This is a genomic window from Mycobacterium asiaticum DSM 44297, from assembly GCF_000613245.1.
Classification (GTDB): Bacteria; Actinomycetota; Actinomycetes; order Mycobacteriales; family Mycobacteriaceae; genus Mycobacterium; species Mycobacterium asiaticum.
In genome coordinates, this window is the sequence record NZ_HG964937.1 from 1678664 (window position 1) to 1699779 (window position 21116).

Here is a 21116-nt window from a genome sequence, read left to right on the forward strand (position 1 = left end):
AATTTCCGATGACCAGGGCCGCCGGCTGCCCCTTCGCGCCGCCGCCGAAGGTGTTGGAGCTCAACGCCGACCGCCAACTGAGCCGGGTGCGAATCTGGGACGGCAGCACCCCGTGGTTGATCACCGGCTACGAGGCGATCCGCGCGTTGTTCACCGATTCGCGAGTCAGCGTCGACGACCGGCTTCCGGGCTATCCGCACTGGAACGAAGGAATGCTGGCAACGGTGCACACCCGGCCGCGTTCGGTCTTCACCTCCGACGGGGAAGAGCACATCCGATACCGGCGAATGTTGTCCAAGCCGTTCACCTTCCGGCGAGTCGAGGCACTGCGGCCGGCAGTTCAGCAGATCGCCGACGACCACATCGACGCGCTGCTGGCCGGACCCCAACCGGGCGACATCGTGGCCGGATTGGCCCTGCCGGTCCCCTCCCTGGTCATCAGCCAGCTGCTGGGAGTGCCCTACGAGGAGGCCGACTTCTTTCAGGAGCAGGCACAGCGCGGCATGGGCCGCTATGCGACCGAAGAAGATACCGCCCAGGGCGCCGCCTCCTTGGCGAGATACCTGGCCAAACTGGTTCGGATCAAGATGGAGAGCCCATCTGAGGATTTGGTCTCCGATCTGGCCGAACGGGTGAACGCCGGGGAGCTCAGCGTGCGCGAGGCAGCACAACTGTCCACCGGCGTGCTCATCGCGGGTCACGAAACCACCGCGAACATGCTGAGTCTGAGCGTGGCGGCGCTGCTGGAAAATCCCGATCAGCTGGCTCTGCTGCGCGACACCGCGGACCCGAAGGTGATCGCGACCGCCGTCGAGGAATTGATGCGCTACCTCAGCATCATCCAGACTGGCCAGCGGCGCATCGCTATTGCCGACATCGAGCTTGGCGGCGAGACGATCCGGGCCGGCGACGGCATCATTCTTGATGTGGCACCGGCGAACTGGGACAGCCGCCAGTTCCCGGCACCGGAGCGGTTGGACCTCACCCGAAACGACGGCCCACACATCGGTTTCGGCTATGGCCGCCATCAATGCGTTGGTCAGCAGCTCGCCCGGATGGAGCTGCAGATCGTGCTGCCCACCCTTTTCCGGCGTATCCCGACGCTGCGGATGGCGGTGCCGGTCGAGGAGTTGCCGTTCAAACACGATGCGCTGGCGTACGGCGTCTACGAGCTGCCGGTGACCTGGTGAGGCGCTGAGATTGTGACCCGGCAACTCGCCGCCCGCGGCCCGGTGATCGAGATTCCCGACGAACCCGACCGGGCGCGGATGTACGCCGAGATCGGTGTGCGGCTGCGTTCGGCGATGGTTCAGCACAATGTCGACGCGTTGATCCTGTTGCTCAACGGGTACGTCGGATACGCCACCGGCGCGAGCTGGTCGCTGCTGGACGCGGGTCTGTCGCACGTGGAGCGTCCGGTAGCGGTGGTGTTGGCCGACGACGAGCACCCGCACCTGTTCATGCCCTTCCGAGCCGGTGCGACGGCGCACCATCAGGTACCACCAGACCACGTGCACGGGCCGGTCTATCTCGAATTCGACCAGGGCGTTGCGGATTTCGCCCGGATGCTGGCCGAGCTGATCCCGCCCGGTGCGCGGATCGCGGTGGATGAGCTGACCGGCGCCATGCGCCGTGCCGAGCGGACGTTGTTCCGGTCGGGCCCGCCCGCGGAAGCGGCCGTGGTGGTAGGCGCCGCACAGCTGGTCAAGACGCGCGATGAAATCTCATGCATCCGCCGGGCGTCCCTTATCACCGAGCAATCCGTGGCCGAAGTCCAGCAGTCGTTGACGCCCGGCGTCCGCCAGATCGATCTGTCCGCAAGACTCGTGCGGCGCGCATTCGAACTGGGTGCCACCGCGAACATGCTGGAGGCCATTTGGCAGGTGATGCCGACGTCGCGGGCGACCGGGGTGTGGACCACGCACGGCGATCTCGCGTTGCCGCTGCTGACCACCGATCGCGAGTTATCCGCCGGGGACGTGTTGTGGACCGACATCAGCATCAGTTACGCGGGCTACTGTTCGGATTTCGGCCGCACCTGGCTGGTGGGTGAACAACCCTCGGCGCGCCAGCAGGACCAATTCGCCCAGTGGCGGGCCATTCTCGATGAGGTGCTCGCAGTCACCCGGGCCGGCGCCACCTCCGGTGACCTGGCCCGCGCCGCGATCGCGGCCAACGGCGGGCGCAAACCCTGGTTGCCGCACTTCTATCTCGGTCACGGCATCGGCACCTATCCCGCCGAAACACCCATGATCGGAACGGATCTCGGGGAGGAATTCGATGACAATTTCGTGTTTCCACCCGGCATGGTGCTGGTCTTGGAGCCGGTGGTCTGGGAGGACGGCACCGGCGGCTACCGCAGCGAGGAGATCGTGGTGATCACCGACGACGGCTACACGCCGATCACCGACTACCCGTACACGCCCTATGACGACTGACGTTTCACCCGACCCGCGCCCGCTGCGAATCGCCCGGCGCGAGCGCGCGCTGGCCCGGATGGCGGCTGACGATCTCGATGTCCTGGTGCTCGGGCGCCAGGCCAATATCCGCTATGTGACCGGCGCCCCCCAGCTGTGGATCGCCGGCACCCGGCCGTTCGGCCCGATGTGCGTGGTCGTGCGCGCCACCGGGGAGATCTATCTCAACGCGACCGACGACGAAGGCGTCCCCGACGAGATCGACCACGATCACCTCTACGGTTTGGCCTGGAACCCGTTGACCCTGATCGAGGTGATGAAAGGCATCGACGGTGCCGCGACGGCGCGGCGGGTCGGGACCGACGCGCTGACCCCTACTTTCGCCGCGTTACTGCCGCAGGCATTCCCCCAGGCGGAGATCGTCGACGGTGAGAACACCATGCGCGCGGCCCGCCGCATCAAGACGCCGGACGAGATCGCGGCATTGGGCACAGCGGTGCGGGTGGCCGAGCGCGGCCTGGCCGCCGGTGTCGCCGAACTACGGCCCGGTTCCTCGGTACAGACTTTGACCGGCGCGGTGCTCGAGGCGATGGCGGCGGGCGGCGTCAGCACGCCGGCCACCCAGGACGCCGCATGGGTGACCCCGCGGGACCACCCGTCGGGTGGTGGCCGCCCGGTGGTCCGCGACGGCGACCTGATCGCCGTTGCAGCTGGTGCATTGGCCGACGGGTATGTGGCCGAAGTGGGCCGCACCTGGCCCGCCGGAGGATCCAGGGGCGGCGCCATTCGCAGGCTCTATGCCCGGCTGAACACGTTGTATGACAAGCTCATCGATGCATGCCGCCCCGGCGCCCCGGCCGAGCGGCTGCTTGCTGCCTACCCCGCGGCCGGCGAACCGTTGCCTCCCATGGCCATCGCGCATGGCTTGGGCCTCGGTTTCGACCCACCGGTGATCTCCGGAACACTTCCGATCAGCGGCGACGAGCGCCTGGAGGCCGGTATGGTGCTGGCCGTCACCGGGTATGTCTGGCAGCAAGAAGTCGGCGGGGCACTCCGCCGCGACACCATCCATGTCACCGAGCACGGCCCGGAGGTGCTGACCACAAGTCCGTCCTGGCCGGCGGGTTAAGCGACCGCACCCGCTTCGTCCAGCGCCTCGTCGAGCAAGTCCCCCACCCGATGATGCGCCCACAGTGACAGCACGTTGCACAGCATCTGCAATGGCGCGCGCAGGCTTTCGTCGTGGCTGATCCGGGGATCGGTGCGGTCGGCCGGCATATCCGAGCCGAACCGCTTGCGCAGCAATGGCGGAACATCCAACAGCCAGGCGACCCCCATTGTCGCGGCGTAGAGCAGCGTATGGCGGCGCAACCGGTCGGGATCGAGTACTGCACCGCCGTACCGGTGAAACTCGGCCACAAAATCGTCCAGCAGTTCGTCGAGATGATCGCGCCAGAGCGAGGTTTCGGCCCCCGACATCGCGCCCCAGAGCGCCATGCCCAGGTTCATCTGGCTGACACAGCCCCAGTCCAGCAGACCGCACTGCAGCGTTGCGGTGTCGTCTCGCCAGAACCAGGCGTTGTCCACGTTGGCATTCCAATGGCAGAGCGCAATGTAGTCGGTGTCGGAGGCGAGTTGGCGCAGGATGGTGTCCTCCTGCCCGGCCACTCGGGGCGCGTCGTGTTGCAACCGCGCGGCGAACCGCGGATCCGTCGCGAGCACGGGCAACAGGTGCGGATGCTGTTCGGCGAACTCGATCAGCTCGGCGATTCTGTGGCTGAGTTTCTCGGCTGTCCAAGGCGGGCGCTCCCCCACCGTCGCCGCCCGCACGTCGAGCGGGAACCCGGCGGTCAGCCCGGCCGGCAATCGGCCGGATCGATGCGCACCGGCCAACCGGGCCAGGGCGGACACCAGTGCCCGGTAGTGCTCGACCGGTTGTGGCATCCGGTAATCCAGGCACTTGTGGTACTGGGGCTCGATTCCGTTGCAACCGAACGCGATTCGCTCGGTAATCAGCAGTCCCGTTCCGGTGTCCCGGTGATAGTCGGAAAAAAGAGCGCGGGGTACCGCGATGGGGAACCCGGGCGTCCGGGACAGCGCAGCGAACCGCACCTCCGGCTCCATCTGCGACTTGGCTCGATCCCGGACCAGGTTGTCCAAGTCCCGGGAGAACTTGACGAAAAGGTCCGTGGGTAAACCGTTTCCGCTGCGGCGGTAGCGCACGCTCAACGCTGCCTTGCGTCCGGTGCTGCCACCGGCGACCTGACGCCAAGCGGTTACGGCGGCTACCGAGTCGTTCTCGGCCAAGGTGCCCGCTGCTCGGAAGGCACTCGTCAGGAATGCGGGGCCGCTGCGACGTAGCGCATCCGGATCCACCGGCATCGGCTGCCCTAGTGCGTCACCGGTGACCCACTCGACGTTGTCACGGTGCATGATTCACCAAGTCTGTTCGGCCGCGCGCACCAGCATGTGGTTGACGGCGACCCGGCGGTCGCGGGTGACCATGTACAGCACCGCGTCGGCGATGTCCGACGGGCGCAACTTCACCATGTCCGCGGTCTGTCGTTCCATGGTCTCCCGCGCCGGTGCCGCCAGATGGCTGAAGATCTCGGTGTCGACGGTGCCGGGGCCGACGACCCCGACCCGGACCCGCTTGCCCAGCACCTCTTGCCGGATGCCTTCGCTGAATGCGTTCACCCCAAACTTGGTCAACGAGTACACCGCGGTGCCGGGCCGGGCCACCCACCCGGCCGTCGAGCTGATGGTGACCAGATCGGCCACTCCGCGCGGCGAGTCAGCGGCCGCCTCGATCAGATGCGGCAGCGCGGCCCTGGTCAGGTACAGGACCCCCTTGATGTTGACCTCGATCAGGTCGTCCCAATCCTGCAGGGCGGCTTCGGCGGCCGCACCCATCCGCATCAGGCCGGCGTTGTTCACCACGACGTCGAGGCGGCCCAGCTCGCTAACCGCGTGTTGCACCGCCGTGGCGACGTGTTCGGCGTCGGTGACATCGGCCGCCGTCACCACCGCGGTGCCGCCCGCGGCGGCTATCTCGTCACACAGCTCGCGGAGCCGGTCCGTTCGCCGAGCCAGCAGCGCCACCGCCGCGCCATGGGCGGCAAGGGCTTTGGCCGTGGCGGCACCGATACCGCTGCTGGCACCGCTGACCAGCGCGGCGGTACCGGTCAGCGGCGGTGTCGCAGTTGTCATGGTCGGGCTCCCGAGTCACTCGCGTGCAGGACGTAGTCGTTGTGCTCACCCAGATCGGGGGCGCCGCGCGCGATTTCGGCCGGGCAGTTCGCCATTCGCCATGCCGGCCCGACGATCGGGCGTTGGCCTTCGCGGTGATCGGTGACGAAGCGGTACAGCTCGCGGTCCCACAACAACGGGTCGCTGATCACGTCGAGAGATGTTGCGCTCTTGGCGGCCGGCACCCCGGCCAGCCGGAGGCGCCAGGCCAGTCTCGCTGCGTCATGGGGGTGGGTGAGAGCCGCCAGCGTGGCGTCAAGCGTGTCGCGGTGCCGGTGGCGCCCGTCGGCGGTCGCGTATCGGGGATCATGGGCCAGTTCGTCCGCCTCGAGCACGGCGCACAGCCGCTGCCACTGTTCGTTCGTACCGACGGCCAGGCTGATCCAGGCGCCCTCGGCACACGGGTAGCACCCGTGTGGGCACCTGTCCGGATGTCGGTTGCCCTCGGGCAGCAGTGGGCCGCCGGTGTAGCTCTGATGCAGCAGGCAATCCCCGATCATCGACGACAGGGTTTCGACGGCCGAGACGTCGATGAACTGACCCACTCCGCCGGCTTCGCGATGTAGGAGGGCCACGACGGCGGCGTATGCGGCGGCAGCACCCACGGTCGAATCTCCGTACCGCATGCTGGCGCCGAGCGGCGGGCCACCGGGGTGACCGACCAACGAGGCGAGCCCGGCCAGCGCGGCGAAGCACGGTGCGTAACCGGTCTGGTGCCCCAACGGTCCGTCATTGCCCCACATCTTGATCGACACCGAGATGATGCCGGGATTCAAGGCTTTCAGTTGCTCGTAGCCGAGTCCCTGCCGTTCCATCGCGCCCGGTCGCAGATTGTTGATGACGATGTCGCTGTGCCGGATCAATTCGTGCAACCGGGCCATGCCCGCGGCCGACTTGATGTCGAGGTCCACGCTGAGGATCTCGGGGTTGATGCTCAGAAAGAACGGTGCGTGGTTGACGTCGGTGCCGCCGTAGGCCCGCATCTCCTCGGGGATCGCAGCGGATTCGACCTTGATCACCTCGGCACCCAACAGCGCCAACAGTTTTCCGGCATAGGGGCCGGCCCACACCTTGGTCAGTTCCACCACGCGCACGCCTGCCAGCGGGCCGCCCCGATCATTGATGGTCGTGCGCATCGACCGCGCCCGGTGTTGGGGGCGTGACCTGACGGGCGCATTGAGTATCGACGCCGTGTGCTCACCGAGACGAGGGGCGGCAGCGGTCAATTCGGCCGGTGTGGCGCTGAGCGCGTAGGGCACAGTCGGATAGGCAGCGTTGCCCAGCACCGGGTGCCGTAGTTGCCGGAAGAACCGGCGGTGCCGGTATTGCGGCGAGCGGTGCAGGTCCTCGGCGCCATTGACCGGGACCAGCGGGACTCCCAATTGTTGCGCGCGGTCGGCGGCCGCCTCCCGGGGCAGGTCCCTGACCCAGGCCGCGAAGCCACGCTGGAAGGTGGCGACCTTTTGCGGGGTGACGGCGAACTCCAGCCAGTCGTCGTCGAATGCGTTCAGCCACTCCGATTGTCCCAGCAGCGCTTTGACGCCCAGCCAGTGCGCCCGGTTGGTCACATACAGGTAGACGAACCCGTCCGCGCAGGCGAAGAACGACGCCGGACCCTGCTGATCGTAGTCACCCCGCTCGCCGGTCGCGGGAGCTTCTCCGGTGAGGAATCGGCCGACGATGCAGTCGCTGCGGGACACCAGCACGGCCTGCTGTGAGATGTCGATGGATTCGCCCTGGCCGGTGCGCAACCGGCGCAGCAGCGCCGACGCGACGCAGAGGGCGGCCTCGAGCCCTGCCTCGTAGTCGGCCAGGAATCGGCCGGGCCCCTGCAGTGGCGGCTCCGCCGGATCTGCGTGGCTGGGCGTGTGGTAACCCCAGCCACTGGCGTGGAAAACGTTGATGCTCGCGGCGTTTCGATACTCCAGGGGCGCGTCCTGACCGAACGGGGTGATCGAGCAGAACACCACTTCCGGATGCCGTTCGGGCAGGCCGGAAAAGTCCTGCCCGATCACCGCGTCGGCGCTGGCTATCAGCTGCTGCAGATGGGTATCGGTGATGTCCAGCTCCACCGAGCGCTTGTTGGTGTTGAGGTATGCGAAGAGCACGCTGCCTTCCGGCGCCGGGGCATACCCGGGTCGGCGGGCCAGCACCGGCGCCATCGCCCGGGTGCTGCTGCCGCAGCCGGGCGCCTCGATCTTGACGACTTCGGCGCCGAAGTCCGACAACAGCTTTCCGCAGTATTCGCCGGCGACCGAGTCGGCCAGCTCGACAATGCGGAACCCCGTCAACGCCGACATCACGGAACCGCGGTCAGGGCTTTTGACGGCCCGAGCGGCTGAGCCGCCACTCCGGCGGAAAGTTCAGGTCGTTGTCCTTCACCACGTTGTTGAGACCCCTGCTGAAGGTGCCTTCGGTCAGGTCGACGTCGTTGTCCTTGTCGTTGGCGATCATCGGCAGCATGCCCTCGACCATGCCGGTGAGAAGGCTGCCGAAGTACTCCCCCTTGTGTTGCTTGTAGAGCTCGAGGAAGGTCTTCTGCACCGCGACGGTGTCCGTGGGACGGGACCGCGAGCAGGCCAGCGCGTACTTCGCCGTCTCCTCCTCCAGCTTGTCGCGGGGCACCACGCTGTTGACGAAGCCACAGTCGTACATCTCCTTCGCGCTGAAGGGCCGCCCGGTGAAAAGCATCTCGGAGAACTTGCGCAGGCCCATCGTCTCCGCCCACCACCACAGCCGCGGACCCCAGCCGACGTAGCGGAACGCCGGGTGCCCGAACAGGGCATCGTCGGAGGAGATCACCAGGTCGGCGTCGCCGGCCTGATAGAAGTGCCAGCCGTAGCAGTAGCCCTTGGCCTCGATGATGCTGATCTTCCGAAGTTCCTGCAGCGGACGGTTTCCGGCGCGGGCTTTGGCGTAGAAGTCGGTTACCGTAGACAGGTAGCGATAGGAACCGCCTGGGGGGTACTTGACGTCGTCGTCGTTGATGGCCAGTTCGTGCAGCAGCGGCATTCCGGGATTTTCCAGCATGCCTCGCTGTTCGGGCAGATCACCTCCGCTGCCGAAGTCCTCGCCTTCGCCGCGGATCACCACTACCTTGACGTCGTCGTCCACGTTGCACTTATGGATCAGGTCGGCGTAGTTCTGCCGCATGCCCAGGGTGGTGGAATTCTGTGCGTCGGGGCGGTCGAAGGTGATGTAGGCGATTCTGTTCTTGACGTCCTTTTCGAACTTTATGTACTGCTCGGCTTCCTTTTTCATTTCTTCGTAGTCGTATTCGGGCATGTCTTTCTCCACTTCTGTTGCCTGGTTGGGTGTCTATTTGAGCAAGGCGCCCGCATCGATGGGTAGGGAAACGCCTGTGACATAACGTGATTCGTCAGAGGCGAGGAACAACACGGCGTTGCTGATGTCGACGGCTTCCACCCACGGCACCGGCAACGTGTGTGTCATCTGCGAAAACGGCGCGAAATCCTCCGGTCCCGGGTTCTCCAGGTCCGGCCGGAACAGGCGAAATGTCACCTCGTTCATGGTCATCGGCGTGTTGACCTGGCTGGGGTGCACCGAGTTCACCCGGATGCTGTGCTGGCCGAGTTCGACGGCGAAGCTGCGCATCAGCCCCATCACGCCGTGCTTGGCGGCGATGTAGTGACCGGTGTAGGCAAGCGCCTTGTGCGAACCGACCGAACCGGTCAGCACGATGGAACCGCCCCGTCCGCCCGCTATCACGTGTGGTACACCGGCTTTCACGGTCTTCCACACGCCGGATAAGTTCACGTCGATCATGTCCTGCCAGATGTGCTCGGGTAACTTGTGCAGTTTGTTGCCGAAGGTCCCGATGCCGGCGTTGGCGACGATGATGTCCAGGCGGCCGAGTTGCTGCACACCGTCGTCCACCGCGGCCCGTAGCGCGTCGAAATCGCGCACGTCCACCTCGGCGGTGACAATGCGTTGCCCCAGGGCCTCGACCAAGTCGGCGGTCTCGGCGAGATCGGCTGGCGTCGCGGAGTCGTAGGCCAGATTGTCGATGGGTCCGCAGATGTCGACCGCGATGATGTCGGCGCCTTCCTGGGCCAGGCGCACCGCGTGGCTGCGGCCCTGCCCACGCGCGGCGCCGCTGATGAAAGCGACCTTGCCCGCGACCCGCCCGGCCCGTTCGGTCTGTTCGGCTCGCTCGGTCACTGTGTCACCACAGCCGGCATCGATTCCCAGCCGCGCACCGTGGATGTCGGGCTCAGCTTGGCGTTGCTCAGGTCGACGTCCCACTCGGGGAACCGTTTGACGATCTCCTCCAAAGCGACTCGTCCTTCCAGGCGGGCCAGCGCGGAGCCCAGGCAGAAATGCGTCCCGACGCTGAACGTCAGGTGGGGCCGGGCGATGCGGTGGATGTTGAAAACGTCTGCGTCGGGCCCGAATTGGCGGGGGTCGCGGCATGCCGCACCGATCAGCATCATCAGCACGCTGCCTTCGGGCACCGTCTGGCCGTGCAGGGTGACGTCGCGGGTGACGTATCGGGACACGTGCGGTGCCGGCGGTTCGTAGCGCAGCAGCTCCTCGATGGCCTGCGGGATCAGCGCGGGGTCGGCGACGATTTCGCGGCGCTGGTCGGGGTGTTCGGCGAGCACCTTGCCCGCCCACCCGATCAGCCGCGTGGTGGTCTCATTTCCGGCCCCGGCGACCACGTTGAGGTACACGAGTATCTCGTCCCGGGTCAGCCGACGCGTGGTGCGCGTCTCGTCGACGAACTCGACATTTAGCAGCTCGGTCATGATGTCGTCGGAAGGATTGTCGGCGCGCCAGTCGATGTAGGCGGCGAACTGCTCGCCCACCGACAGGCCCTGTTCCGCGGCGTGCATCGGCTTGCCCGCCTCGGTACGCAGCTGGGCGTTGCCGCGGTCACGGATGTAGACCTGGTCGTCCTCGGGAATGCCGAGCAGTGCGCTGATGACCTTCATCGGCATCAGCGCGCCGAGGTCGGTGACGAAGTCGAACCGGCCCGATCCGACCAGCGGATCGAGCAACTGTGCGCAGAACTCGCGAATCATCGGTTCCAGCGCGGCGATCTTGCGGGGGGTGGAACATCCGCGACAGCAGTTTGCGGTGCACGTCGTGGATGGGCGGGTCCTCGAAGATCAGCATTCCGGACGGGATGTCGAGGTTGGCCTTGATCAGCTCCAGGATCGCGCCGCGGGCCGAGCTGAAGGTGACGTGGTCGATCAAAGCCTTGTTCACATCGGCGAAGCGGCTCAGCGCGTAGAAATCGTATTGGGCGTTGTAATACAGCGGCGCCTCGTCACGCAACCGCCCGAACATCGGGTAGGGGTCGACGATGAGTTCCGCGTCGTAGGGATCGAAACGGATCTGGCTGTCGGTGCTTGTGGTCACGGAGAACTCCTACCGCCGGCGTCCCGAGTGCCCACCGATGCCGGCCAAATCAGCGGTGGGACGGGGGTTTTGGAAAATTTCTACACTTCGCTTAATCGGGCGGTCCGGTCGAGCATGAGGACGTCTGCTTTTCTCTATTCTCGTAGAGAACCACATAGCGGGTGTTGTGACAAGGTTCCACTCAACGCCGCCCGCTCCGGCGTGCCGGACGCCGGCCCTCTGCGCGGGTCAGCTCTCCTTTGTCTGGACTCTTGAGCACACCGGAGGCGATGGCCGCCAGAATCCCGTCGAGTTGCGCTGCGCTGCCGACGATTCGGTCGCCATGGGCGAACCGGAGCAACAGGCCGTTGATGAAGGTCAGGGTGATGTTGCTCAGATCCTCGACCACCGCCGATTCCAGCTCGGCGCCGCGCGGCATCAGTTGGACCAGAATCTCGCGGTGCAGCTTGGTAAAAGCTTCGGTGCCCTGCTGCAGCGTCGTGGCCAGAGCCGGGTCGCGCGCGGCCTGCATGGTCAACTCGTAGCGCGCCTTGGTGCGAGAGAGTTCCGGTTCCTGGCCGGACTGGATGACCACCTGTGACAGCAGCGACGGCGACCCCGCGTTGCGGGGGTTGGCCGAGTTGTCCGCGACTGCTTGGAGATTCGCCATGTCGAGCTCAGCCAGTCGCTCGGCGACGGCCAGCAACAGTGCGGAGCGGGTGCGAAAGTAGAACGAGGTGGTTCCGTCGGGCACCCCGGACTTACGGTCGACCTTCAGGTGGCTCAGCCCCTTGGCCCCGTCGTCAGCCAGCAGTTGGATCGCCGCATCGCACAGATCGCGGCGGCGTTCGGCGGGGTTTGGCTTGCGTCGCTTATCCATCGGCACCTTCGTCGGCTTGGCTGCAGAGCGTACTCTACATTCGTAGTGTCAGCCAAGCCCGGCTGGCGACAGGCAAAGCCCCCGCCCGGCGGGATGCCGAGCGGGGGCCTTGTTTGCGCTATTGATCAGGTGAGGATCACGTGCACGGTATCCCGTGCGGACCACCGATCCACTGACCGGGCGGGGACTGCCACGGGCAGAACTTCTTGATCTGGCCGGGTGCCGGACCCGGGCCCCACCAGTTGACCGGGTTGTCGATTCCCGGTCCCGGTGGGTTGGGCGGACCTGGGATATGCGGGCCGGGCTTTGCTTCGGCCATACCTGCACCGAGGCCCAGCGCCGCCGCCCCCAGCGCACCCAACATGGTCGTTGTCCCGGCGAATTTCTTGATGTTCATTCTCGACCTCCTGGCGGGTCCGCTCGCCCGGCGCCTCCTGCTGCGCCGCCTTGACCTGCGATAACGGCGGACCGTCGACTTTTCGGTTGGATCTTGATTACCCGTGCCCGCGTCGTGCCAAACGCCGACGGGGGTCAATGCACCGGGGTAGCCTGCTCGGGTTATGGACCACTTGGGCGTCGGTTACCTGAGTGTTTTCGGTCTACCGCCGGTGGAGTTCGTCCATCTCGCCGCGGACCTCGGCTGCCGCTGCATGTCGATATTCCTGCGGGGGCTTCCTCTCAAGCAGCTGCGCTACCCGACGTTTTCCCTGAAGCGCGACGCTGCGCTGCGCGATGCGGTGCGGGCCGCGCTGCGTGAGCGGGAGGTGACGATAACGCTGGCGGACGGATTCCTCATCGCGCCGGGGGCGGATATCCACAGCCTGTGCGCCGACCTGGATGTGGTGGCCGACCTCGGCGCGCCGCTGATCAACGTCGTCAGTATCGACCCGGACCGTGAGCACACGTTCGACCAGCTGGGTGTGCTGACCGAGCTCGCCGCCGCGCGCGGCTTGCAGGCGGTTGTTGAACCGGTACCCGCCATGCCCATCGGCGACCTGCCCACCGCCCTCGCTGCGATTCAGCATGTCGGGCGGCCCGACTTGCGGCTGTTGGTGGACACCATGCACCTCGTTCGCTCCGGTTCCGGTGCAGCCGAGCTGGCGGCGATCGACCCCGTCCGCATCGGCTATGCACAGATCAACGACACCACGCTGCGGCCGCGCATGGGCGATTACCTGCAGGAGGCGATGTTCGAACGCCTGGCGCCCGGCGAGGGCGAACTCCCCCTGCTCGACATCCTGTGCGCGCTCCCGCCCGACATCGTGATCGAGGTCGAGGTGCCCCAACGGTCCCTGGCGCTGGCCGGCGTGGGGCCATTCGACCGGCTGCGGCCCTGCGTCGATGCCGCACGACGGCTGCTGGAACTCGCGCAGGGTCAGGCCGGCTCGCGCACCGGCAACCCGGCGGCGCGATAGATCGCGTCGATGACGGTCATGTTCTCGACGGCATCTTCGGGCGAGGTCTTGACCGGCTGGCCACGCAGCACCGCGGCCGCGAATGCGTCGAGCTAATACGCGTATGAGGCACGCCGCGACAAGCGCTCCACCCGTCTGCCGCTCGACGATTTCACGGTCAGTCGGTGAAACAGCTGCGGGACAACAGGATTGAGCACCCGCAGCTCGCCGTCATCGCCGATCACTTTGGCGCTCATGTCTAGTAGCCGCCTCGACCACATCGAGGTGCGGACCCGGCCGGTATGCCCTTCGGCGAAACGGAGTTCGGCCGCCATGGCCCGGTCGACCTGCGGGTCGCGCAGCTTCGCCTGTGCGGAGACGACTTCCGGAGTAGCGCGGCCGAACGTGCGGACCATGTGAACGGCGTAACAGCCGGCGTCCATCGTGGCGCCACCGGCAAGGGAGTAGTTGTAGCGGATGTCGGAGAACTTGGGCAGCGGGAAGCACATGGTGGCCTCCACCCGGCGCAGCGTGCCCAACTCGCCCGAGGCGATGATCTCCTCGATCCGCAGTGTCAGCGGGTGATAGCGGTAGTGGAATGCCTCCATCACCACCTTGCCCGATTCCGCTGCCGTGGCAGCGATTTGGCGGGCCTCGGCGGCGTTGGCGGTGAACGGCTTCTCACACAGCACATGCTTGCCGGCGCTCAGCGCGGCGCGGGTCCACCGGCCGTGCATCCCGTTCGGCAACGGGTTGTAGACGGCATCGATGTCCGGGTCGGCAATCAGTGTGTCGTAACTGTCGTGTACGCGGCCGATGCCGTGCTTGGTGGCGAATGACTGTGCGCGCGAGACGTCACGGGCCGCCACGGCCACCACCACCACCTCGGCGTTCCCTTTCGCCGGATTCACCAGCGCCAGCGGCGCTATTCGCGCCGCGCCGAGAATGCCGATGCGGATGGACACCGGTTCACGCTAGCACCGCACCGCGCCACTCAGCGGCGTGCGAACGCGGGAGCGCGCTCGGGCAGGACGCCGACTCCGATGAAATACGCGGGTAGAAACGAGACCCACGGGAAGCGCTCGATAAAGCGCAGGACCGATTCCGGCGGCGCGGGGTCCGCGCCGCGTAGCAGCGGTCCAAGCAACCGCCGATGCAGCACGAGTTGCACGGATTGCGTTATGGCGGCGGGGATTACCCGGCGGCGACGGATCCTGGCCAGGTCACGGTCGGTGACCCGGTGCTGTTGCAGCGGTTCGGCCAGGATGGTCGCGGCAGCCACGGCATCCTGAACCGCCAGGTTGATGCCGACGCCCCCCATCGGGGACATGGCGTGGGCCGCGTCGCCGATGCACAGCAGTCCCGCGCGATGCCAGCGTCGTAGGCGATTCACCCGGACGTCGAGGTGCTTGACGTCGTCCATGGACTCCAGCGCGTCCACCGATCCGGCCGCCTCCGGCACCAGCGCGGCGATGTCGTGCCGGAATGCCTCGATGCCCTGCGCCCGCAGCTGCGCGTCGCTGCCCTTGCGCCCCAGGTAGGCGATTTGAAAGTAACCCTCGCGCGGAATCACAGCCAGAGCCTTGCCTGGGCCGGTGCGCGGCAGGAACGAGAATTCGGTGTTGTTGTCGCGGGGCAGCCGGAACCACCAGACGTCGAAGTTCACTGGGAACTCGCGGGCCGGCAGACCGGCCTCCTGCCGGGCGATGGACCACCGTCCGTCGCAGGCGACGGTGAGTTCGGCACGCAGCTCGCCTTCGCCGTCGCCGTTGCCGTCGCGACCCCGATAGCGGACCCCGGTCACCCGGTCACCCTCCCGCAGCAGCCCGGTGACCTCGGTGTTCATCCGCAGGGTGAACGTCGGCTCGGCGGTCGCGGCCTCGGCGAGCAGGTTGAGCAGGTCCCACTGCGGCACCATCGCGATGAACGGGTGCGGTTGACGCAGCCGGCCGAAGTCAACGTAGGTCACCGATCGGCCATTCGACTCGAATGCCGCGTTGCGGACTTCGGTGTACGACAGCCTCGAAAAACGTTCCCACAGACCCAATTCGTCGAGCAGCCGCAAGGTGGTGCAATGCACGGTGTCGCCGCGGAAGTCGCGCAGGAAATCACCGTGCTTTTCCAACAGGGTGACGTCCACGCCGGCCCGGGCCAGCAACAGCCCGAGGACCATGCCCGCCGGGCCGCCTCCAATGATCGCGCAAGTCGTCTTCTCGGCCATGACGGCTCAAGCATAGGTCTCGGCCGCAGCGAATCCAGTCCGTGCCAGGTTGACTCCATCGCGCCGACCGTCTTGTCATAACGTGACAACTGCAATTTTTGACGACCGGCGGCGCCACGCCGGGTGACAGAAAGGTGCTGTGGTGGTGACGACGCGACGAGCCGCTCCGACGCGACCGGCCCACGGCAATCAGGTCCGGGCCGAGCGCACCCGTGCGATGGTGATCGACGTGACGGTGCGGATCGTGCTCAGCGAGGGTATCGCGGCGGCCAGCGGCCGCCACATCGCCGACAGCGCGGGCGTCACCTGGGGAGTGATCCAGTACCACTTCGGTGACCGGGACGGCCTCCTGATGGCGGTGGTGGACCAGGGCTTCGACGAGTTGCTGGACGCCCTGCGATCCACGGCGGTGGCGACCGAGGACACACCCACCCGTGATCGGGTGGAGGCGGTGGTCACCTCGGCGTGGCGGGCCATGTCCAGCCCCACCGCACGTGCGGCAACCGAAATTCTGATCGGCACCCGCGCCACCCGCGGCACCGCCGCCACCGGGCACATCAAACGTCTGGCCAAGACGTTCAACACGCTGGGTAGTGCGATCGATCGCAACCTCAGCCCGAACCAGAGTGCGGCCATCGGCGAGCATCTGCTGACCACCTTGCGCGGCATGATCGCCAACCAATTGGTCATGCATCGGCCTGTCGACACGACCAAGGACCGTCGGCTGCTCGTTGAGATCCTCAGCTGCTATATCGACACGAACCAGCAACGGGCGGAGCCGAATTCATGACCGAGACGATGCAAGCACTGCTCGGCCAGCGGGTGTCCGACGCCGGCATCGCGGTGAAATTCGGTGACCTGCAATGGACCTGGCGTGACTATCTCACCGAGTCGGCGGCACAGGCCGCAGCGCTGCTGGCCGCCGCGGACCGGGATCGGCCAATGCACATCGGTTCCCTGCTGGGCAACACACCGGACATGCTGACGCAAATGGCGGCGGCCGGCCTGGGTGGTTACGTCCTGTGTGGGCTGAACACCACGCGCCGGGGCGAGGCGCTGGCCGCAGACATCCGGCGCGCGGACTGTCAGATCGTGGTGACCGATGCCGAGCACCGCCCACTGCTGGACGGGTTGGACCTGGGCGGCACACGGGTTCTCGACACCTCCGGTCAGCAATGGAAAGAGTTGATCGCCGCCGCCGGTCCCCTCGTTCCGTACCGCCAGGTCGAGATGATGGACCCGTTCATGATGATCTTCACGTCCGGCACCAGCGGTAATCCGAAGGCCGTCCAGGTCTCGCACCTGATGCCGGCCTTCGCCGGGCGCAGCCTGGCCGAGCGCTTCGGGTTGACCGAGCGGGACACTTGCTATGTGTCCATGCCGCTGTTCCACTCCAACGCGGTAGTTGCCGGGTGGGCCCCCGCCGTGGTCTCCGGTGCCGCGATCGTGCCGGCGAAATTCTCGGCGAGCAATTTCCTCAGCGATGTCCGCCGGTACAACGTGACCTACATGAACTACGTCGGCAAGCCCCTCGCCTACATCCTCGCGACACCCGAACGCGACGATGACGCCGACAATCCGCTGCGGGTCGCGTTCGGGAACGAGGCCAACGAGAAAGACATCGAGGAATTCGGCCGCCGCTTCGGCGTACAAGTCGAAGACGGCTTCGGATCGACCGAAAACGCGGTCATCGTGATCCGCGAGCCGGGCACGCCGCCCGGCTCGATCGGTAAAGGCGCCGACGGGGTGGCGGTCTACAACAGCGACACCAACACCGAATGCCCCATCGCCGAGCTCGACGAGAACGGCGCCCTGCTCAACGCGGACGAGGCCGTCGGCGAACTGGTCAACACCACCGGATCGGGCTTCTTCACCGGCTACTACAACGACCCGCAAGCCAACGCCGAACGGCTACGGGACGGGATGTACTGGTCGGGTGACCTGGCCTATAAGGACGCACAGGGCTGGATCTACCTGGCCGGCCGCACCGCTGATTGGATGCGGGTGGATGGCGAGAATCTCGCGGCGGCGCCGATCGAGCGAATCCTGCTGCGGCACAAGGCCATCAACCGGGTTGCGGTGTATGCCGTCCCGGACGGCCGGGTCGGGGACCAGGTGATGGCGGCGGTCGTGCTGCACGAGGGAAGCGCGTTCGACCCCGAATCCTTCGAAGCATTCCTCGACGCACAGCCCGACCTGTCTCCCAAGGCGCGGCCGCGCTACGTCCGCATCGCCGCCGACCTGCCCAGCACCGCCACCCACAAGGTGCTCAAGCGTCAGCTGATCGCGGCGGGCACCACGGTCGGCGCAGGGGAAACCCTGTGGGAGCGTGCGGAACGCGGTACTGCATACCGGACGGTGAGGTCATGACCGAGAATGGCGGGACTCGGGTGGCGGTCTATTTCGACTTCGACAACATCGTCATCTCCCGCTACGACCAGGTGCACGGCCGCAACTCGTTCCAGCGTGACAAGGCCAAGGGGCTCGACCAGGACCGGTTGCGGGTGGCCACCGTCGATCTGGGCGCCATCATGGATTTCGCGTCGTCGTTTGGCACGCTGGTGCTCACCCGCGCGTATGCCGACTGGTCCGCCGAGGTGAACGCCGCGTACCACGGCCAGTTGGTGGGCCGCGCCGTCGACCTGGTGCAGTTGTTTCCGGCGGCCGCGTACGGCAAGAACGGCGCCGACATCCGGCTGGCCGTCGACGCGGTCGAAGACATGTTCCGGTTACCCGACCTGACCCACGTGGTCATCGTCGGTGGGGACTCCGACTACATCGCACTGGCGCAGCGCTGCAAGCGGCTGGGGCGCTATGTCGTCGGCATCGGGGTGGCCGGAGCCAGCAGCCAGTCACTGGCCGCGGCGTGCGACGACTTCCTCACCTATGACGCGCTGCCCGGCATCTCGCCGCCGGCCGCAGCGACCCAACCGAAAAAGCGCGGCCGCCACGCCAGTGTCGCTGAACCCGACGACGAGCCGGCACCTCCTGATTCGCAAGCCGCGGCAACCGCTTTGCTCGAACGTGCCCTGCGGATCAGCCAGGAAAAGGATGACGCGGACTGGCTGCACAATTCGCAAGTCAAGGCGCAAATGAAGCGGATGAACCCGTCGTTCAGCGAAAAGTCGCTGGGATTCAAGTCTTTCAGCGATTTCCTGCGATCCCGCGCCGATCTGGTGGAACTGGACGAGAGCACGACCACGCGGATGGTGCGCCTGAAGTCCGACGCCCCTTAACGGTCGATCTCGCCGGCGATGCCGCGCTCGATGCTGCTTCGGGTGACGTCGGGCAGCACGATGAGGCCGTCGAGTTCGGTACGCGCCAACCCGTAGGCGTGCTGGCGTTCGGCAACCGTGGCGCCGGAGTCCGCGGCGATCCGCAGCAGGTTCTGGGCGCGCGCCACCCGTTGCTTCTCCTCTTTGGAGAAGTCGTTGGTCCGTCTGCGCATCGCCTCGGCTTCGGCGGCGTTGAACGCGGTCACGTAGTCCTCGACGGCATCGAGGTATTGCCGCGCGGCGTCCCGGTCGTCCGAAAGATCCTCGGCGCGCAGGGGCTTGAGCAGGTCGGCCCGCAGCTTGGCCTTGTGGAAGCGGGTTGTCAGCGGGTCTCGCATATCGGTCATCACCGGAAAGTCCAGCAACCGCGATGCGTCGAGTTCGTAGGCCAGCCAGCGCGCGTCGGTGTCCTCGTGCGCTTCGAGTGCGCGCCTGATAGCACGCCAGTGCGCCGCTTGATTGCCGGCTGAACCCGTGCTCGCCGGCACGTCGGAGATCTCGTCCGGCCCCGAACCGCTACCCGACTGCCTCGCCCGCTTATTGAAGGAAGAGATCGCCTTGATGCCGGCCGCGATCAAACCGACCATCGGCAGCACCAGCAGCAGCAACTCGAGCAAGCGGAACAGCACACCCACGAGGCCAGGATGCCATCAGATTTTCAGCGCTTGTCGAGTTGCCCGGCGGCGATCTGGTCAGCCGCCTTGGCGGCCACGCTTCCGGCCAGGCGGGAGGCCACTTCGGGAGCATTGGCGGCGAACCGCGCAAGCGCCCGCTGGCGCAGCGGTGCCACGGTGACCTCACCGCGATTGCGCTCGATCGCGGTGACCACGGCGGCGCCCACCTGATCCGGCTTCCCGGTGCCGATCAGCGGCGGCGCGTCCGCTCCGGAGTCGGCGAACATGCCCGCGCCACTGATCGCCCCGGGACTGACCACCGAGACACCGATCCCGTCCGGGCGCAGATCGTCACGCAGGCACAGGGCGAAACCCCGCAGGCCGAACTTGGTCGCCGCGTACAGCGAGGCCCGGGCCGTCGCCGTCTTGCCCGAGATCGACGAGATGTAGACGAAGTGACCCGACCCGCGGGCGATGAAGGCCGGGATCAGCTCGCGGGTCATCTGTACGGGCACCTCGAGATTGACCCGCAGCGCGCGGTCGACCTGCTCGGCGGTGTAACTGTCCAGCTTGCCCGAGGCCGGCAGCGCCGCGTTGGACACCAACACGTCGATCGGGCCGGCTTCGGCAAGCAACGCCGGGCCCGCACCCGGTTCGGCAAGGTCACTGACGATCGTCCGGTGGCCGCCACCCGGCAGCGAGGCCACTAGCTCGGCCAGTTCCTGCGGCTTGCGCGAGCTCACGATCAGATGCGCTCTGCGCTCGGCGAGCGCCTTGGCGATGGCGCGGCCAAGGCCACCGGTCGCGCCGGTCAGCAGAACAGTTTTTCCGGTCAGCTCCATGCCGCTGACGCTAGCCGATCCCGCTGGGAGCCCGGTACTGGAAACGGTTGAGCACGTCGTAGGAGCCCCCGACGGTTACCGAGAACATTCGGTAGAGCAAACGCACGGCGGTAACAGGGATTTTGTCGTACGCGGCCAGCACGGGTCGCCGCTCCAGCAGGTGCAGGCTGGGGTTCCAGTCCTGCAGCTCGCGGGCGTTGCGGATGCCCCACTTGACGATGCCCTTGGTGAACACCTTCGACGTTACCGGCCCCAGCGGGGATACGGTGTCGAAAAGCATTTCGCCACTGTCGAATTGAGCTGTCAGGCGGGCGAGCAGCCGCCGGACCTCGGCCGGCGGCAGATACATCAGCAGGCCTTCGGCGATGACCAGGGTGGGCCGCCCGACCGGGATGTCCGAAAGCCACCCCGGGTCGGTCACCGACGAGCCGATCATGCGGTAGCTCGCGGTGTCGGTATACAACCGGCGGCGCAACTCGATCACTCCCGGCTGGTCCAGGTCAAACCACTGCACCGACCCCGGCACCCGCACCCGGAAGACGCGGCTGTCCAGACCGCACCCGAGGTGCAGCACAACGGCTTCGGGATGCCGACGCAGAAAGTGCGCACACCAGTCGTCGATCTGTTTGGCACGCAGCGCGACAAGATACTGGTTCGACACTGGCAACGACATGCGGTGTATCCGCTTGAAGTCGTAGTCGATCCGCGCGACCGCCTCGGCCGCCGTGCGGTCGCCCAGAATCGGCTGCTGCGCCCGGCTTTCATAAGCCCGCAGATAGAGAGTGACCAGATTGGTCCACTCCACCGAGCCCCACTGGACCGAATTGAAGTCGACCTTGTCCCGCGTCACGGATCTACCC

Annotated in this window: 18 protein-coding genes and 2 pseudogenes; 7 read left to right on the forward strand and 13 right to left on the reverse strand. The window is 66.6% G+C overall.

Annotated elements, in window-relative coordinates:
• Positions 1–8: 8 nt before the first annotated feature.
• From BN972_RS18175 to BN972_RS18185, 3 genes are all read left to right on the forward strand, one after another.
• Positions 9–1190, forward strand: a complete 1182-nt coding sequence (locus BN972_RS18175) for a cytochrome P450 (protein WP_051545665.1) — start codon at positions 9–11, stop codon at positions 1188–1190.
• A gap of 78 nt (positions 1191–1268) precedes the next feature.
• Complete coding sequence (locus BN972_RS18180; RefSeq protein WP_167659588.1) at positions 1269–2438, forward strand: M24 family metallopeptidase; 1170 nt, start codon at positions 1269–1271, stop codon at positions 2436–2438.
• Positions 2428–3546 carry a M24 family metallopeptidase gene (locus BN972_RS18185; RefSeq protein ID WP_036360424.1) on the forward strand — a complete coding sequence of 373 codons (1119 nt, stop codon included), beginning with the start codon at positions 2428–2430 and terminating at the stop codon, positions 3544–3546. Before BN972_RS18180 ends, BN972_RS18185 begins: the two co-directional genes overlap by 11 nt.
• On the opposite strand, the gene BN972_RS18190 is transcribed toward BN972_RS18185, so the two are convergent.
• The 8 genes and pseudogenes from BN972_RS18190 to BN972_RS18225 form a co-directional block, all read right to left on the reverse strand.
• Entirely contained in the window at positions 3543–4850 is a 1308-nt protein-coding gene (locus BN972_RS18190; RefSeq protein WP_036360425.1) for a hypothetical protein, read from the reverse strand. The two genes, BN972_RS18185 and BN972_RS18190, sit on opposite strands and share 4 nt — an antisense overlap.
• Before the next feature lie 3 nt (positions 4851–4853).
• Positions 4854–5627, reverse strand: a complete 774-nt coding sequence (locus tag BN972_RS18195; RefSeq protein ID WP_036360426.1) for an SDR family NAD(P)-dependent oxidoreductase — start codon at positions 5625–5627, stop codon at positions 4854–4856.
• Positions 5624–7966 carry a CaiB/BaiF CoA transferase family protein gene (locus tag BN972_RS18200; protein WP_036360427.1) on the reverse strand — a complete coding sequence of 781 codons (2343 nt, stop codon included), beginning with the start codon at positions 7964–7966 and terminating at the stop codon, positions 5624–5626. The genes BN972_RS18195 and BN972_RS18200 overlap by 4 nt, the downstream gene beginning before the upstream one ends.
• 13 nt (positions 7967–7979) lie before the next feature.
• The gene (locus BN972_RS18205; RefSeq protein ID WP_036361229.1) at positions 7980–8951 is read right to left on the reverse strand and encodes an enoyl-CoA hydratase/isomerase family protein; all 972 of its coding nucleotides are present in this window, start codon (positions 8949–8951) and stop codon (positions 7980–7982) included.
• Positions 8952–8984: 33 nt separating this feature from the next.
• Positions 8985–9848, reverse strand: a complete 864-nt coding sequence (locus BN972_RS18210; RefSeq protein WP_036360428.1) for a mycofactocin-coupled SDR family oxidoreductase — start codon at positions 9846–9848, stop codon at positions 8985–8987.
• Positions 9845–11051 (reverse strand): annotated as a pseudogene (locus BN972_RS18215) (cytochrome P450). Before BN972_RS18215 ends, BN972_RS18210 begins: the two are co-directional and overlap by 4 nt.
• Positions 11052–11232: 181 nt before the next feature.
• Positions 11233–11910, reverse strand: a complete 678-nt coding sequence (locus tag BN972_RS18220) for a TetR/AcrR family transcriptional regulator (protein ID WP_036360429.1) — start codon at positions 11908–11910, stop codon at positions 11233–11235.
• Between the two features lie 136 nt (positions 11911–12046).
• The gene (locus BN972_RS18225) at positions 12047–12307 is read right to left on the reverse strand and encodes a hypothetical protein (protein WP_036360430.1); all 261 of its coding nucleotides are present in this window, start codon (positions 12305–12307) and stop codon (positions 12047–12049) included.
• A 163-nt stretch (positions 12308–12470) separates the two neighbouring features.
• Here BN972_RS18225 and BN972_RS18230 point away from each other — a divergent pair, with 163 nt between their 5' ends.
• Positions 12471–13325: a sugar phosphate isomerase/epimerase family protein gene (locus BN972_RS18230; protein ID WP_051545568.1), complete on the forward strand. Its 855-nt coding sequence runs from the start codon at positions 12471–12473 to the stop codon at positions 13323–13325.
• Here the strand turns inward: BN972_RS18230 and BN972_RS18235 are convergent.
• Both BN972_RS18235 and BN972_RS18240 read right to left on the reverse strand, forming a co-directional pair.
• Positions 13286–14263 (reverse strand): annotated as a pseudogene (locus tag BN972_RS18235) (Gfo/Idh/MocA family protein). The gene BN972_RS18230 and the pseudogene BN972_RS18235 overlap by 40 nt on opposite strands.
• Before the next feature lie 35 nt (positions 14264–14298).
• Positions 14299–15525, reverse strand: coding sequence for an FAD-dependent oxidoreductase (locus tag BN972_RS18240; protein WP_080696901.1), 1227 nt, complete (start codon positions 15523–15525; stop codon positions 14299–14301).
• A gap of 145 nt (positions 15526–15670) precedes the next feature.
• Between BN972_RS18240 and BN972_RS18245 the strand changes: the two genes are divergently transcribed.
• Genes BN972_RS18245 through BN972_RS18255 form a run of 3 tightly spaced genes read left to right on the forward strand, consistent with a single transcriptional unit; the run spans position 15671 to position 18761 of the window.
• Positions 15671–16315, forward strand: coding sequence for a TetR/AcrR family transcriptional regulator (locus BN972_RS18245; protein ID WP_036361236.1), 645 nt, complete (start codon positions 15671–15673; stop codon positions 16313–16315).
• The gene (fadD1, locus tag BN972_RS18250; RefSeq protein WP_036360432.1) at positions 16312–17895 is read left to right on the forward strand and encodes a fatty-acid--CoA ligase FadD1; all 1584 of its coding nucleotides are present in this window, start codon (positions 16312–16314) and stop codon (positions 17893–17895) included. The genes BN972_RS18245 and fadD1 overlap by 4 nt, the downstream gene beginning before the upstream one ends.
• Entirely contained in the window at positions 17892–18761 is an 870-nt protein-coding gene (locus BN972_RS18255) for an NYN domain-containing protein (RefSeq protein ID WP_036360434.1), read from the forward strand. Before fadD1 ends, BN972_RS18255 begins: the two co-directional genes overlap by 4 nt.
• On the opposite strand, the gene BN972_RS18260 is transcribed toward BN972_RS18255, so the two are convergent.
• Genes BN972_RS18260 through BN972_RS18270 form a run of 3 tightly spaced genes read right to left on the reverse strand, consistent with a single transcriptional unit; the run spans position 18758 to position 21106 of the window.
• Positions 18758–19435, reverse strand: coding sequence for a hypothetical protein (locus BN972_RS18260; RefSeq protein WP_036360435.1), 678 nt, complete (start codon positions 19433–19435; stop codon positions 18758–18760). The genes BN972_RS18255 and BN972_RS18260 overlap by 4 nt on opposite strands.
• A gap of 23 nt (positions 19436–19458) precedes the next feature.
• A complete protein-coding gene (locus tag BN972_RS18265; protein WP_036360436.1) occupies positions 19459–20256 on the reverse strand; it encodes an SDR family NAD(P)-dependent oxidoreductase in 798 nt (265 codons plus the stop codon).
• A gap of 10 nt (positions 20257–20266) precedes the next feature.
• Positions 20267–21106 carry a class I SAM-dependent methyltransferase gene (locus BN972_RS18270; protein WP_036360438.1) on the reverse strand — a complete coding sequence of 280 codons (840 nt, stop codon included), beginning with the start codon at positions 21104–21106 and terminating at the stop codon, positions 20267–20269.
• Positions 21107–21116: the final 10 nt, after the last annotated feature.

Excerpts from the sequence above, each read along its gene's own strand:
- BN972_RS18175 (WP_051545665.1), top strand. The coding sequence starts at position 9 with ATGACCAGGGCCGCCGGCTGCCCCTTCGCGCCGCCGCCGAAGGTGTTG.
- BN972_RS18180 (WP_167659588.1), top strand. The coding sequence starts at position 1,269 with ATGTACGCCGAGATCGGTGTGCGGCTGCGTTCGGCGATGGTTCAGCAC.
- BN972_RS18185 (WP_036360424.1), top strand. The coding sequence starts at position 2,428 with ATGACGACTGACGTTTCACCCGACCCGCGCCCGCTGCGAATCGCCCGG.
- BN972_RS18190 (WP_036360425.1), bottom strand. The coding sequence starts at position 4,850 with ATGCACCGTGACAACGTCGAGTGGGTCACCGGTGACGCACTAGGGCAG.
- BN972_RS18195 (WP_036360426.1), bottom strand. The coding sequence starts at position 5,627 with ATGACAACTGCGACACCGCCGCTGACCGGTACCGCCGCGCTGGTCAGC.
- BN972_RS18200 (WP_036360427.1), bottom strand. The coding sequence starts at position 7,966 with ATGTCGGCGTTGACGGGGTTCCGCATTGTCGAGCTGGCCGACTCGGTC.
- BN972_RS18205 (WP_036361229.1), bottom strand. The coding sequence starts at position 8,951 with ATGCCCGAATACGACTACGAAGAAATGAAAAAGGAAGCCGAGCAGTAC.
- BN972_RS18220 (WP_036360429.1), bottom strand. The coding sequence starts at position 11,910 with ATGGATAAGCGACGCAAGCCAAACCCCGCCGAACGCCGCCGCGATCTG.
- BN972_RS18225 (WP_036360430.1), bottom strand. The coding sequence starts at position 12,307 with ATGAACATCAAGAAATTCGCCGGGACAACGACCATGTTGGGTGCGCTG.
- BN972_RS18230 (WP_051545568.1), top strand. The coding sequence starts at position 12,471 with ATGGACCACTTGGGCGTCGGTTACCTGAGTGTTTTCGGTCTACCGCCG.
- BN972_RS18240 (WP_080696901.1), bottom strand. The coding sequence starts at position 15,525 with ATGGCCGAGAAGACGACTTGCGCGATCATTGGAGGCGGCCCGGCGGGC.
- fadD1 (WP_036360432.1), top strand. The coding sequence starts at position 16,312 with ATGACCGAGACGATGCAAGCACTGCTCGGCCAGCGGGTGTCCGACGCC.
- BN972_RS18255 (WP_036360434.1), top strand. The coding sequence starts at position 17,892 with ATGACCGAGAATGGCGGGACTCGGGTGGCGGTCTATTTCGACTTCGAC.
- BN972_RS18265 (WP_036360436.1), bottom strand. The coding sequence starts at position 20,256 with ATGGAGCTGACCGGAAAAACTGTTCTGCTGACCGGCGCGACCGGTGGC.